Annotated in this window: 11 protein-coding genes; 4 read left to right on the top strand and 7 right to left on the bottom strand. The window is 44.6% G+C overall.

The genetic code is table 11. The features are described 5' to 3' along the window. Positions 1 to 91 precede the first annotated feature (91 nt). The 6 genes from ACYTPF_RS01800 to ACYTPF_RS01775 form a co-directional block, all read right to left on the bottom strand. Positions 92 to 1,045 (bottom strand): hydroxymethylglutaryl-CoA lyase, encoded by a 954-nt coding sequence (locus tag ACYTPF_RS01800; protein ID WP_461850989.1) that lies wholly within the window; start codon positions 1,043 to 1,045, stop codon positions 92 to 94. Beyond that, entirely contained in the window at positions 993 to 2,999 is a 2,007-nt protein-coding gene (locus tag ACYTPF_RS01795) for an acetyl/propionyl/methylcrotonyl-CoA carboxylase subunit alpha (protein WP_461850988.1), read from the bottom strand. Before ACYTPF_RS01795 ends, ACYTPF_RS01800 begins: the two co-directional genes overlap by 53 nt. Continuing rightward, the gene (locus ACYTPF_RS01790) at positions 2,989 to 3,789 is read right to left on the bottom strand and encodes an enoyl-CoA hydratase/isomerase family protein (protein ID WP_461850987.1); all 801 of its coding nucleotides are present in this window, start codon (positions 3,787 to 3,789) and stop codon (positions 2,989 to 2,991) included. The genes ACYTPF_RS01795 and ACYTPF_RS01790 overlap by 11 nt, the downstream gene beginning before the upstream one ends. Before the next feature lie 11 nt (positions 3,790 to 3,800). Next, positions 3,801 to 5,408 carry a carboxyl transferase domain-containing protein gene (locus ACYTPF_RS01785; protein WP_461850986.1) on the bottom strand — a complete coding sequence of 536 codons (1,608 nt, stop codon included), beginning with the start codon at positions 5,406 to 5,408 and terminating at the stop codon, positions 3,801 to 3,803. Between the two features lie 255 nt (positions 5,409 to 5,663). Next, complete coding sequence (locus ACYTPF_RS01780; RefSeq protein WP_179983105.1) at positions 5,664 to 6,833, bottom strand: isovaleryl-CoA dehydrogenase; 1,170 nt, start codon at positions 6,831 to 6,833, stop codon at positions 5,664 to 5,666. Further along, positions 6,830 to 7,237, bottom strand: coding sequence for a MerR family transcriptional regulator (locus ACYTPF_RS01775; protein ID WP_179983106.1), 408 nt, complete (start codon positions 7,235 to 7,237; stop codon positions 6,830 to 6,832). The genes ACYTPF_RS01780 and ACYTPF_RS01775 overlap by 4 nt, the downstream gene beginning before the upstream one ends. 351 nt (positions 7,238 to 7,588) lie before the next feature. Here ACYTPF_RS01775 and ACYTPF_RS01770 point away from each other — a divergent pair, with 351 nt between their 5' ends. The 4 genes from ACYTPF_RS01770 to ACYTPF_RS01755 all read left to right on the top strand — a co-directional run bounded on the left by ACYTPF_RS01770 (position 7,589) and on the right by ACYTPF_RS01755 (position 12,980). After that, positions 7,589 to 8,764 (top strand): thiolase family protein, encoded by a 1,176-nt coding sequence (locus tag ACYTPF_RS01770; protein WP_461850985.1) that lies wholly within the window; start codon positions 7,589 to 7,591, stop codon positions 8,762 to 8,764. 93 nt (positions 8,765 to 8,857) lie between these two features. After that, positions 8,858 to 10,207 carry an alpha/beta hydrolase family protein gene (locus ACYTPF_RS01765; RefSeq protein WP_461850984.1) on the top strand — a complete coding sequence of 450 codons (1,350 nt, stop codon included), beginning with the start codon at positions 8,858 to 8,860 and terminating at the stop codon, positions 10,205 to 10,207. Then, positions 10,197 to 11,432 carry a kynureninase gene (gene kynU, locus ACYTPF_RS01760; RefSeq protein WP_461850983.1) on the top strand — a complete coding sequence of 412 codons (1,236 nt, stop codon included), beginning with the start codon at positions 10,197 to 10,199 and terminating at the stop codon, positions 11,430 to 11,432. The genes ACYTPF_RS01765 and kynU overlap by 11 nt, the downstream gene beginning before the upstream one ends. 114 nt (positions 11,433 to 11,546) lie before the next feature. Next, positions 11,547 to 12,980 carry a diguanylate cyclase gene (locus tag ACYTPF_RS01755; protein WP_461850982.1) on the top strand — a complete coding sequence of 478 codons (1,434 nt, stop codon included), beginning with the start codon at positions 11,547 to 11,549 and terminating at the stop codon, positions 12,978 to 12,980. A 78-nt stretch (positions 12,981 to 13,058) separates the two neighbouring features. Here the strand turns inward: ACYTPF_RS01755 and ACYTPF_RS01750 are convergent, their stop codons facing one another. Then, positions 13,059 to 14,714: a FapA family protein gene (locus ACYTPF_RS01750; protein ID WP_461850981.1), complete on the bottom strand. Its 1,656-nt coding sequence runs from the start codon at positions 14,712 to 14,714 to the stop codon at positions 13,059 to 13,061. Positions 14,715 to 14,808 lie beyond the last annotated feature (94 nt).

The following is a 14,808-nucleotide window of genomic DNA, read 5'->3' as shown; positions in this document are numbered from 1 at the left end:
TGTGGAGACACCCATCTTAAAAATATTCTAAATATTTAGGGTGGGTGTCTTCATAAAACGGATACATGAATTCATGGCCCGTAAATAAAAGCTATTTACCCAAAAGCGCGTTGGCTGATTTCGATACAGGCGAGCGACCCAATACGTCAGAAATATACGATGAGGCTACAAGCAGCTTATTCATGTTCACTCCTGTGGAAATGTCCATGCCATTCAACATATACAGGACATCTTCAGTTGCGACGTTACCGCTGGCCCCTTTGGCATAAGGGCAACCTCCTAGTCCTGCAACAGCCGAATCTATGGTAGAAACACCATATCCTAGAGCCGTATATAAATTAACTAATGCCTGCCCATAAGTATCATGAAAGTGAGCTGCAATTTTGCTGACATCGATCTCTTTTAGTACATCATCAAGCATTACACTAGTCGCTTTTGGAGTGCCCACCCCAATAGTATCGCCTAGTGAAACCTCGTAACATCCCATATCAATCAGCTCTTTACTGACCTGTGTTACAGCTTTAGGTAAGATATCACCTTCATAGGGACAGCCCATTACGCACGAGACATAACCTCTGACTTTTATATTATTGTGATTGGCTAGTTCAAACAGCGCTTCGAAACGCTTTAAGCTTTCGCTTATTGAGCAGTTGATATTCTTTTGTGAAAAAGACTCAGATGCTGCACCAAATACTGCAACCTCTTTCACTCCCGATTCTATAGCCGCTTCTAGCCCCTTAAGGTTGGGGGTCAACGCAGAATAACGAATATTCGCCTTCGAATTTAGCGCTTTAATAACCTCACCTGAATTCGCCATTTGAGGCACCCATTTGGGCGAAACAAAGCTACCAGCCTCAATGCGGTTTAGGCCAGTTTCTGATAGAAGCTTTATAAGCTCTACCTTTTGCTCAACCCTTAAAGTCTGCTTTTCATTTTGAAGGCCGTCTCGAGGGCCCACTTCGACAATGCTTACTTCTTTAGGAAACGTCACATTAAACCTCGGCAGCTTCTTTGTTCGAAAATGCCAATAGCGTGGCCCCGCCATCAACTAGTTCACCAGGTTTGAAGAAGAACTCTTCTACTGAGCCGTCGTGTGGGGCAATGATACTATGCTCCATCTTCATCGCTTCCATGACTAAAATTGGATCACCTTTCTTAACCTGCTGATCTTTTTCAACTAAATGCGCAACTATTGTTCCATTCATAGGAGCACTTAAATTGGCATCATCACCATCACTGTTATGATCACCTAACGAGGGTGAAACTACACTAAATTTAGCATGGGTGTCTTTGTTAAAAAGAGTAAAAACGCCATTATTTTCTGAAAACGAAAACGTCGATTTGTATCCATTGATTGTCGCTTTCAGCGTGTTTTCTATGATTTTTCCTTTTACTTCGAAGCTTTCGTTAGCTACCGTTAGCTCCCAGATAGGCTGACTCCCGTGTAGTAGATGTTTCACATCAACGCGGACCTCTTCTTGGCCGCAAATCAACGTAAGGGTTTCTTGGTGATTTCCATTAGGCCGCCACGCACCTGCAGTGGACCATACTTCAGGTGTGCGATTACTCAAGGTAATTTTTCTATTTAATAGGGAAAGTAACGCCATCGCTGGAATATTAGAATGGGTGTCTTCGCTAGCTATATGGTTAAACAACGAATCGTTATGCTTTTCAACAAATGTAGTTGTCAACTCAGCAGCACCGAATGCCGGGTGGGTAGCGACGCGCTTTAGGAAGTCAATATTTGTGCTTACACCGTCAATATAGTAATCGCCCAACGCACTAATTAGGCGCTTAAGGGCTATCTCACGGTTCTCTCCCCAAACTACAAGCTTGGCAATCATAGGGTCATAGAAAACGCTTACCTCATCGCCTTCCACAACGCCAGTATCAACACGGACTACGTCATTTTCTTGTGGTGTGCGTAACAGGCACAGCGTGCCGGTGGAAGGTAGAAACTCGTTGTTCGGATTTTCAGCATAAATACGTGCTTCGAATGCGTGTCCTGTTAGAGTAAGTTCCTTTTGTTGCTTAGGTAGGGGCTTACCTTCAGCAATAGTTAATTGCCAGTGAACCAAATCTTCCCGGGTAATCATTTCTGTAACAGGGTGTTCTACCTGCAAGCGCGTATTCATTTCCATAAAGTAAAATGAATCGTCTTCATCAAGTAAGAACTCTACAGTTCCTGCACCTACGTAATTAATTGCTTTCGCCGCCAGTATCGCCGCTTCGCCCATTTTTTCTCTCACTGACTGAGACATATTAGGCGCTGGCGCTTCTTCAATAATTTTTTGGTGACGGCGTTGCACCGAACAATCACGCTCGAAAAGATATACACCGTTACCATGGGTGTCACAGAAGACTTGTATTTCAACATGGCGAGGGCGGGTTAGGTACTTTTCAACCAGCATATGATCGTCACCAAAGCTGGCCATAGATTCACGTTTAGCGGCGTTTAAAGCCTGAGAAAATTCTTTCTCGCTCCACACTTGGCGCATGCCTTTACCGCCGCCACCAGCTGCGGCTTTTAAAAGCACGGGATAGCCCATCTCATCGGCAGCGCCTTTCAACACTGCTTCACTTTGTTCGTCGCCATGATAGCCTGGAACCAATGGAACGCCTGCTTTTTCCATGATGTGCTTCGCGGCAGATTTGGAACCCATCGCTTCTATTGCAGATGCGGGGGGACCTACAAAGATAATATTGTTTTCTGCACACAGATTTGCAAATTCGGCATTTTCAGAGAGAAAGCCATAACCTGGATGGATTGCATCTACACCAAGTTCTTTCGACTTCTCAATAATGAGTTCACCACGTAAGTAACTTTCTTTTGACGGAGATGGCCCTAAATAAACTGCTTCGTCAGCCATTTGTACATGAAGCGCATTCTCATCAGCATCTGAATAAACAGCTACGGTTTTGATGCCCTGTGCGTTGGCTGTCTTTATAACGCGGCAGGCTATTTCGCCACGGTTTGCGATTAGTAATTTATTTATCATTTTGTACCTCCACCCATGACGCACTGCGCTTTTCTAAAAAGGCTGACAAACCTTCTTGACCTTCATCAGAAGTCCTAACTTGTGCAATAAGCTTGCTCGTTTTTGTGAGAAGGGCATCGTTAATCTCTTGCGTAGACACCCATTGCACCAAGTCTTTTGCTTTCGCCACTGCTTGAGGGCCGTTTTTCAGTATGTTTGATACAATGTCATCTATAGTGCTATCTAGCTCATCTTCGGTAACTGATTCGCTTAATAAACCTAGTCGTCGTGCTCTACGCGCAGAAAACACTTCAGCGGTCTGGAAGTATCGTCGGCACACTCGTGCGCCCATTGCTTCAACAACGTAAGGGCTGATAGTCGCTGGGATAAGGCCTATTTTAACTTCGCTTAAGCAAAATTTGCTGAGCTTGCTTCCAATAGCAATATCGCAACAGGCAATTAAACCAACTGCGCCTCCAAAAGCTGCACCTTGTACTCTCGCTATTGTGGGCTTTGGCATTTTATAAAGCGTCTGCAGCATGGTTGCTAATCCAAGAGCGTCACTTTCATTTTGCGCTTCGGTATAACTGGCCATTTTCTTCATCCAGTTAAGATCGGCGCCTGCGCTAAAACTTTTACCTTCCGCTCTTAAAATAAGCGCACGCACGTTTTCGTCTTCGCCCGCTTTTTTAAACACACGAGTCAGCTCGATTATCATTTCATCGTTGAAAGCATTGTGTTTTTCAGCTCTGTTTAAAGTAACAGTGGCAATATTTCTATCATCTACGCTGTAAATAACTGATTGTTCCATAACCCGAACTCCTACATTCTAAATATGCCAAATTGGGTGTCTTCGATAGGCTTGTTGAGAGTCGTTGACAGCGATAGCCCAAGCACTAATCGCGTATCCGCCGGGTCAATAACGCCATCGTCCCAAAGCCTTGCAGATGCATAGTATGGATGTCCTTGCTTTTCGTAGGTATCAACAACGGGTTGTTTGAATGCTTTCTCTTCTTCTGCGCTCCAAGATTCGCCAGAACGCTCTTTTTGGTCGCGTTTTACCTGTGCGAGAACACCTGCTGCTTGCTCACCGCCCATCACAGAGATGCGAGCATTTGGCCACATGAAAAGAAAGCGTGGGTCATAGGCTCTGCCGCACATGCCGTAGTTACCTGCACCAAAACTTCCGCCGATAAGCACAGTGAGTTTTGGTACATTCGCGCACGCTACAGCGGTTACCATTTTGGCACCGTGTTTTGCGATCCCGCCATGTTCGTATTGCTTACCAACCATAAATCCGGTGATGTTTTGCAAAAACACGAGGGGTATTTTTCGCATTGCGCAAAGCTCGACGAAATGAGCACCTTTGAGCGCACTTTCACCGAAAAGTATGCCGTTGTTCGCAACAATGCCGACAGGAAAACCGAATATGCGTGCAAATCCACAAACAAGAGTAGTGCCATAAAGGGGTTTGAATTCATCGAAATCTGAATCATCAACGATTCGAGCAATAATTTCCCTCACGTCATAAGTCTGACGACTATCGGCAGGCACGATGCCATATATCTCTTTTGTGTCGTAGCGTGGAGGTTTCACCGCAGCAACGTCTAAGTCTTGAGGTTTCTTTCGGTTTAACCTTGATATAGCATTTCGGGCTAGAGAAAGTGCATGATGGTCATTGTTGGCTAACTGATCAGCAACCCCCGAAATACGAGTGTGGACGTCTCCGCCACCAAGTTCTTCTGCAGTTACCACTTCACCTGTTGCTGCTTTAACAAGAGGTGGCCCACCTAAGAAAATAGTCGCCTGCTCTTTAACGATAATACTTTCATCAGCCATAGCAGGAACATAAGCGCCACCTGCTGTACAGGAGCCCATAACTACCGCAATTTGTGGGATATTCTTTGCAGACATATTCGCCTGATTGAAGAATATGCGGCCGAAGTGATCTCTGTCGGGGAATACATCATCTTGGCGCGGTAAGTTAGCACCACCTGAATCCACAAGATAAATACAAGGTAAGTTATTTTGCTCTGCGATGGTTTGAGCTCGAAGGTGCTTTTTAACGGTTAGAGGGTAGTAAGTCCCGCCTTTGACAGTGGCATCATTAGCTACAATCATGCACTCGATGCCAGCAACAATACCGATACCGGCAACAACCCCTGCACAGGGCACATAGTCTTCATATACTTCCCAGGCTGCTAACTGGCCTATTTCGAGAAATGGAGTATCCGGATCGATGAGGGCGTTTATTCTGTCACGTGGTAGTAGTTTCCCTCGCGAAATGTGGCGTTCGGCTGCTTTTTCTCCACCACCTTGACAAATTTGTTCTATTTTTTCGACTAAATCATTTACCTGAGCCTGCATGTGCTCGGCGTTTGCGATAAATGTTTCGGACTTCGTATTTATACTTGAGCGAAGAACGGGCATAACCCCTCCTTGTGTTAGGCGTATGCGACGGCTGTCGCATTAACCACTAGTTAGCAATATGATTAGCGAGACACCCATGCTAAGTACTTTCGCTGCGGTGGGTGTCTTTGTAATTCATTGGCCTATAAATAAAGTTCAGCTTTCGTGAATGTACCTAATAAGATTTAGGGTGGGTGTCTTGCTAATTTCTATAAAGCAAAGAGCGTTTAATCTTTCTTTGTTCAATAGAATTTGCCTTCCACCCGTAAAACCGATCTACTTAGATTCGTTGAAAAGCTCGCGGCCGATAAGCATGCGGCGGATTTCCGATGTACCTGCACCTATTTCATAAAGCTTGGCGTCACGTAATAGGCGGCCAGTAGGATATTCATTGATATAGCCATTACCCCCTAGTAACTGAATAGCGTCTAATGCCATTTTTGTGGCCAGTTCTGCTGAGTAGAGAATCGCGCCAGCCGCATCTTTGCGTGTTGTTTCACCGCGATCGCAAGACTGTGCAACGGTGTATACATAGGCTCGAGCCGCATTCATCTGTGTATACATATCAGCGACTTTGCCCTGTACCAGTTGGAATTGACCGATTGACTGACCAAACTGCTGGCGGTCGTGAATATAAGGAACAACAATATCCATGCACGATTGCATAATGCCGAGTGGGCCGCCGGATAAAACAAGACGCTCGTAATCTAAGCCGCTCATTAGTACACGAACGCCTTCGCCTTCTTTGCCAAGAATATTTTCGGCTGGTACTTCACAATCTTCGAACACTAACTCGCAAGTGTTAGACGAGCGCATGCCAAGTTTGTCGAGCTTTTGCGCGCGACTAAAGCCCGGAAAGTCACGCTCCACAATAAATGCTGTGATACCTTTTGGGCCGGCATCAGGGTTGGTTTTTGCATAGATAACAAAAGTATGTGCATCAGGGCCATTCGTTATCCACATTTTATTACCGTTGAGAATGTACTTGTCGCCGCGCTTTTCAGCTTTTAATTTCATGCTAACGACGTCAGAACCTGCGTTAGGTTCACTCATTGCTAACGCACCGATGTGTTCACCGCTTACTAGCTTAGGAAGGTACCTTTCACGCTGAGCGTCGTTACCATTTTTAAAAATTTGATTAACGCATAGGTTTGAATGTGCGCCGTAGCTCAATCCGATACCACCTGATGCGCGGCTAACCTCTTCCATCGCAATAGTGTGGGCGAGATAGCCCATGTCAGAGCCACCGTATTGCTCTGAAACAGTTACACCCAATAAACCCATATCGCCTAGCTTAGTCCACAGTTGATTTGGGAATTGGTTATCTGCGTCTGCTTGCTCAGCCAGAGGGGCAATCTCATTTTGTGCAAATTGGTAGACCTGGTCACGTAACATCTCGATGTCTTCACCAAGTCCAAAATTCAAAGTAGGGTAGGAGGTGTTCATGCGATATTTCCTCGTTTTAATTCTGCGAGTTCTTCACGGCAGCGTGCTTCAACATCATCCAGTTCTGTCATTAGCATCTGAATATCTTCTAATTGTTGTTTAAGCACTGCTCTTTTTTGCTCAGTCATTTCAAGCATGGCCTCTAGCTGAATGGCCGAGTTGGGGTTAGTGTCGTACATGTCGAACAGTGTTTTGACTTCAGCGAGGGAAAAACCTAAGCGTTTTCCGCGCAAGATAAGCTTTAAGCGCACTCTGTCCTTGTTTAAATAAACGCGATTCTGGCCAGTTCTGGACGGCGACATTAGCCCTTGCTCTTCATAAAAACGAATTGAACGAGGAGTGATGTCAAACTCTCGCGCGAGTTCACCTATTGCATATGTTGTTTCGTCTTCGTACTTGCTCATTACACGTACCTTGTTTTTAGCGCTGTTTAACACCCTTATCTTTGCGTGGGTGTCTTTGTAATTAATTTTTCTGTAGTAGGTTGGGTGTCTTCGCAATCGCACTATTGTTTTAAAGCAGCATCTTTTTCATACCACTATATTAAAACGTAGTGTTTGGTTGACACATACCTGGTACAGGTTTACGTTAACGTTAATTACATTTTACGTTAAGGTAAAGTAACATTTTGCTAACGTCAATTTTTCATGGTGAAGGCAAAGCATAGCCGCTATTAGAGGTGTTTACTTTTGTATACATCTATGCGGCCTTCTTCACTTAACTCTATAATTTAAATGAATTTTAAGGGCACGGTTATGAGTAAAGATTCAGTAGTTATTGTCGCGGCTAAACGCACACCAATGGGTGGTTTTAACGGTTATTTGTCTTCGCTTACTGCGACCAAACTTGGAGAAGTTGCGATTAAAGCAGCCTGTGAAGGTATGGATGTCTCTGCAATTGATGAAGTCATTATGGGGTGTGTATTACCCGCAGGCCTTGGCCAATCACCTGCACGACAAGCATCACTGGGGGCGGGGCTTCCGTTAAGCGCCGGTGTTACAACCATTAATAAAGTATGTGGCTCGGGCTTAAAAGCGGTAATGATGGCGCATGACCTAATCAAAGCGGGTAGTGCAACATCAGTTGTAGCGGGTGGAATGGAAAGCATGAGTAATGCGCCCTACATGCTGCCTAAAGCAAGAACGGGTTATCGCATGGGACATGGCAAAGTGCTAGATCACATGATGCTCGATGGGCTAGAAAATGCTTATGATGGCAAAGCAATGGGATGTTTTGCGCAAGATACGGCCGATGAAGAAAACATATCTCGCGGAGAAATGGATGAATTTGCACTAAGCTCGCTTTCAAAAGCACATGAAGCAATAAATAGCGGTACATTCGTTGATGAAATAGTGCCGGTAACAATCTCGTCTAGAAAGGGCGACACCGTGGTTGATACCGATGAAGGCCCGGGTTCAGCACGTCCTGAAAAAATACCAACTTTACGACCTGCTTTTAAAAAAGACGGTACGGTCACTGCGGCAAACTCAAGCTCAATCTCCGATGGTGCTGCAGCACTGGTTGTTATGAGTGAGAGTAAAGCGAAAGAGCTTGGTTTAGCGCCACTGGCACGTGTAGTTGCTCACGCTACAAATTCTATTGAACCTGAAAACTTTACTGTGGCACCTGTTGGAGCAATGGAAAAGGTGTTGGATAAAGCGGGCTGGACAAAAGAAGAAGTTGATTTGTTTGAGATTAACGAAGCTTTTGCAATGGTGACTATGCTGGCAGTCAAGAAACTTGGGCTTGATGAAAATAAAGTGAACGTGAAAGGTGGTGCATGTGCATTGGGCCACCCAATCGGTGCATCAGGCGCACGTATTTTGGTAACTCTGCTGCACGCGCTTAAGCAACGTCGCGGGAAAAAAGGTATTGCTTCCTTATGTATTGGTGGTGGTGAAGGCGTAGCACTGGCTGTTGAAATGATCTAATCAAAGACCGGCGATAAGATGTTAAAAAATTAATCATAGAGTGCCACCATTTACTTGGTACTCTATGATTTAATTGAAATAAAAACTATCAATATGAAATCTTATATCAAAGCTATCTCTCCAATCACATTAGCTGTATTAGCGTCGCTATTGCCGGCCGTAAATACTGATGCGACTCCACTTCTGAATGAGCTGGGTGTAACTAACAATGACACCCACGCAAGTGAACGAAATTTAGTATCTGGTGGCGCTTCGAGTGCTCCTTCTAATGACACCCATGCTAATGACCCGAACTTATCTTCGAACAACGTTTCGAATGACACCCACGCAAATATTGATGTAAATGCCCATTCGCATGAAATACCTCGTGTAACTAACAATGACACCCACGCAAGTGACCGTGTAACTTACGATAACACCCACGCAAGTGAACGAAGTTTAGTATCTAGTGGCGCTTCGAGTGCTCCTTCTAATGACACCCATGCAAACTCGAAGTTGCATGCAGGCCCGCAAGAGTTAACTTTTACGTTGGGTGTCACCCAAACAACGCCGAATTACAAAGACACCCATGCTAATGACGCGAACTTATCCCCGATAAACGCTTTGGATGACACCCATCCAAATATTGATGTAAACGCCCATTCGCATGAAATACCTCGCACACTGACCCAAGTGCCATATTCTGCGTTGGGTGTCTTGCCAACATCAGAGCATGACAGCCAATTCAGCTATGGGGATGACCCGCTACAGACTGTGTATGTATGGCATGGCCGCGGTGGGGATGAAAATGAGTTTGCTGGGTACGCCGTCATCTTCGTTCATGGCGGGTGTTGGCTTAATGCATACGGCTATGACCATGCTAAAGGGTTTTATCATGCCTTGGCAGAGCTTGGGATGGGTGTCTATGCAATGGAGTATCGGCGCGTAGGCGATGTAGGCGGTGGTTGGCCTGGTAGTTTGGAAGATGTTACAAGTGCTGTGAAGGCATCGATTGAGAATATTGAAGCTACAGGCGTTAGTGGCAACATATATTTGGTAGGGCACTCTGCTGGCGGGCATCTTGGCTTACTTGCCGCACAGCAACTATCGAGTAGCGAAGTAAGTAAAAGTATTAAAAAAGTAATAGGCCTTGCCGCTATAACGAATGTGCAAAGTTATGCACTTGGCGAAAATAATTGTCAGACAGCCACGCAGCAGTTTATGGGGGGAATGCCCACTGAAAACAAACGTGAATATCAAACGGCTACGCCTGATGCAGCGGCAATCAAGCCTCCGGTAATATTATTGCAAGGCAACGAAGATAGTATTGTACCCGAACACCACGCTACAATGCCCGGTGCAAAAAAAAGAATAATAACGAACAGTGGTCATTTTGATTGGCTACATCCAGAATCAACGTCCTTTGATGCTTTACTTGAGGTTATGAGCCAACATGATGAATAAGGTTTTTTCTGCTGAGCAGCTTGACGAAAAAGATCCGCTTTTTAGCAAGGCGGGCGAATTCTCGTTGCCAAACAATACTATCTATCTTGACGGTAACTCTCTTGGCCCCTTACCCAAGAAAGCGGAAGAGCGCGCCGGTGAGGTGGTAAAAAATCAGTGGGGTGAGGGCCTAATCACAAGCTGGAACAAGCATCAGTGGATTTCACTACCTCAGCAGGTGGGTGACAAAATTGGTACAATTATTGGCGCCAAGCAACGCCAAGTAATATGCTGCGACTCGATATCAATTAATTTGTTTAAGGTGCTTAGTGCTGCCTTAAAAATGCACCCTGAAAGAAAAGTCATCGCCACAACAAGGAACAATTTCCCCACCGATATTTATATGGTTCAAGGTTTGCTCGATTTACTGGGCGCTGAATACAGTATTCGGTACGTGGATGAAAACAGTGTTGGTGCCCAGCTTGACGAAGATATCGCAGTGCTGATGTTGACTCAGGTAAACTTCAGAAGTGGTTTGAAGCTTGATATGAAGGGTATTACTGAGCAAGCGCATAATAAAGGAATACTTACGCTGTGGGATTTGGCACACAGCGCGGGCGCGTTTCCTGTAGCCCTAGATGAATGCAATGTAGATTTCGCCGTGGGTTGTACCTATAAATATTTGAATGGCGGTCCAGGTGCACCTGCATTTATTTATGTTGCTCGACGACATCAGGACGCTTATAAACAGCCTCTATCAGGTTGGATGGGCCATAGCTCGCCATTTTCATTTTCTCCCGACTACACCCCTGATACTTCAATCAAACAGAACTTGTGTGGTACGCCAGGCATTATTGGCATGAGCATTTTAGATGCTGCCCTTGATGTGTTTGAAGACGTTTCGATTAAAGCCATTGATGAAAAATCTAAAAAGCTTCAAGCCTATTTTATCGCTGAAGCTAAAAGAGCAGGGTTATTAGACGAGCTTAAGGTGGTAAGCCCGTCGCTAGATAATCGAGGTAGCCAAATTGCGTTTGCCCACGATGATGCTTATGCCATTTGCCAAGCGTGGATAGCTGAAGGTGTCATTGCTGATTTTCGTGCTCCAAATATACTTCGTGTTGGCTTTGCGCCGCTGTATTTAAGTTTTGCCGATGTTGAAAAAGCGGTAACGGCTTTGGCTGCTATCATTAGTGAAAAGCGCTATGATCGGGAAGAGTTCAAGCAACAGCAGCGTGTCACATAACTAAATAATGACTAAATAATGACTAAATAATCGAATTTATTGCATTTTTTGCATTTAACCTTAATACTTCGCGGTTGACTTGTTATTGATGTAATTATTCTTTTGGGTGTGCAGTTGAGAAAAATAAGAAAAGGCCTGCTTTGCACAGTGTTGTTTGTAGGATCCGCTTTTAGCGCGTTTTTGCAAGCTGCACCTGAGCAACCATTAGCATCTCAAAATTCAATTGAAGTAACCTATTGTATCGACCCCAATTGGGCGCCTTATGAAGCGATAAGAAATGGCATCCATGTGGGTATCTCAGCCCAGTATATGCAGCTTATTGCTGAGCTAAGCGAGCTTAAGTTCAAGCTTGTTTCTACACAGAGTTGGCAGGAAAGCCTAGAGTTCGTTCAACAAGGTAAGTGCCAAGTCATTCCTATGATGAACACGTCTGATTATCGCAAGCAGTTTTTAGATTTTAGTGTGCCTTATTTTGAGGCGCCAAATGTCTTGGTGGCCCGCACGGGAACGCCTATGCTGCAGGGCTATTCAGGAATCGGAAATCGTACGGTAGGTATTGTGCAGGGTTACCGCCAAGTCGAGTATATTTCTCGTCATTACCCGGGATTACGTCTAAAACTCATCCCATCTGAGGAGGAAGGCCTTAAGCAACTCGCAAACGGTGAATTTGACGTAATGGTAGGTTCATTAATGAGTGTGAATATGCACATTAATAACCTTGAACTCGAAGATTTGCACATTGTCGGTTACGCCGAACCCTTTGACTCTCTCGCATTTGGCGTTAATAAGTCGTTCAGTCATTTAGTCAATAAACTTAATCTCGCAATAGAGCGCATTCCAGAGACAAAGAAAGTAGAAATTTACAAACAATGGAACAACGTGCAAATCCGTTACAGCCGCAACTATGCTGTGATGATATTAAGTTCAGCAATTGTATTGTTGGGCTTGTTGTGGCTAATTTCGAGAAACCGTCATGTGGGCGGCTACAAGCGTATAATTCAACAAAAAAATGAAGAGATAAGTGCGCTTCAAGCCACGTTGTTAGAGAAAAACAAAACATTAGGTTTTCTTTCAGCTTACGATGCGATCACCGGTCTTTATAACCGTAACCACATGATACAGCGGGCTGAAGAAGAGATATCACGCTTCCATCGGTTTCATACTACCGCTACATTAATCGCCATTGATTTAACGCCTGTTGATGAAGATCTATTTTCTCACGACCCTTCTATTCGAGAAGACATGTTGAAGACCGCAGCTCAGAACTGCCTTAATACTGTAAGAGACGTTGATATTGTTTCAAGGTTTAATGGTGAGCAGTTCGTCGTGCTTTGTCCACAGACCCATTTAGACTCAGCAAAAACGCTTGCAGATAGGCTGTTGGAGTGCATGGATACCCACTATCTTTTGAATGATAAATACAAAATTGCGATTGGTATGGCTGAATTGCGAGACTCAGAAGAGTTCCCAGATTGGCTTGAACGCACTATAAAAGCGCTTTATCAGTCTAAGCGGCAGGGCTACGGTAATGTGACCATTGCTCAGTAAAAGTGGATTACTCTACGGCTAAATAGAAAGGTAGAGGTGCGAAGCCTAAAAAGCCGGCTTCGCTAGCCTAAACATCATCTAAATAATTGGCTCGTAATGCCATTGGTGCGAGTCGTAGTGAATTTGGGCGCGGTCGTATTCCCTCTCAGAACGCCAATTTCTGTTATTTAATTTGGCTGAAACACCTGGGTAGAGTCTTTTATTGGCAATAAGTTTAATATCTGTTTGATAGTTTTCTTTTGCGGCTTTTACGTCGTTAACTTTGTTCTCTAACCATTCAAGAAGCGCGCTTTCGTTGTTAAAAAGCTCGAGCGCTTCCGCTGCCTTGCGCTGTAGCTCTCTAGGAATCTTTTTACCTTGTATAAGGTCGATTTTTTCTTTGTGCTTTAGGTTATTTTCGCGAATTTGCCTTAATAACTCATCAAGGGAATCTTTGCGCTCTAGCAGCTGATTAAAACCAGGGCTAAAATCAACTTTTAACGTACTTCCAGAAACAGCGCCGAGTGTTCCTGCTTCAACCCTATCTTGACTAATAATGTCACAAGCAAACAAATTGCCCATGGGTTTATCAATTTGCCCCACAATTACCGCACCACCGCAGCGCAGACGACTGTAAGCAAGCTGTCTACCAACAGTTATATTCCCAGCGCACTGAATATCGATGCCTTGACCATGCTGAACGTGAATGCTTCCCGCGGCAACGAGTTTGCATTGGTAGTCACCTTGCTTATCGTTCACCTTGCCCATAGCACCTTCGGTGATAATAATGTCGCCGCCCGACTCAATGTAAGCCGACTCTACGAAACCGTTGATAGTAACGTCACCGGCCGCTTTAATTTGCATTTTCTCGGTGACATCGCCATTAACTAATACAGCACCTTCATAATTTACATGCCCTGACCCAACGTTAACGCCATTACAAATAAAGGTATCATCTATATTCATAACTTGGTCACGGTATTTAGGCATCCCTGAAATGGATGACATTAATAGGTTTGCGTCGCTATCAGACACCACCGTTCCTGTTCCCATTTTAAAGTCTACCCATTCACCAGGAGTGGCTGATATTGTGTTTCCTTTCACGTCAAAGCCAGAACGACCTTTTGTAGGTGGGGTACGGCGCAGAACAGGCGTGTTTATTTTCACGCATATCACTTCGCCTAAGTTGCGCATGTCAACTCGTTCACCTTCGTTCGTTTGCGGTCTTAGTATTCGTTCAAGTGCGTTCGGAACAAGGGGAATAAATTTGGAGTTTTTGCCATTTCGAGCAGGAAGCCCTTTAGCTATGGTTTCCTCTAGTACAGTGCCAGGCGCCGCATTTCTTGCGGCTTTTAGCATGGCGTCTATTTTTTTAGTGCTAACACCTCGAATCACTCTATTTTTGACCGCTAATGATTTAACTGTCGCAAGGGATGGGAGTTTACCGCCATAGGGGGTAGTGAGGACCAAATTCGCAATCATGCCGTCTTCAGGCACCCGAAATTCAACTTCGGCGTTTTTGCGCTCACCAATGCGTTCTTGAACCACAGTACCATCACCTGTTTTAAAGTAATGGTTGGCCGTTTCACAGGCTGATTTCAACGCTTTTTCTGACACATACAGACGTTTGGTTTCGCCACTTTCCAACTGCTGTCTAACATCACGGATATTCACTTCTGATGTAAATTCAGAAGGATCGAGCATAATGTTTATATAGGTTCTTGATTTGTCGAAGCTTATTGTAACGCCATTCATGACTACTTATTCCCTTACGCGCGTGTATTGTTATTATCGGCGGAAGTCATCAATTCCTTGACTACGTTTTATCCTTTACCGCCTTTGTTCAACT

Source organism: Alteromonas sp. HB246098, from assembly GCF_054890645.1.
Note: the sequence above shows the minus strand (reverse complement) of the source record. Positions and strands in the feature narration are given on the sequence as shown.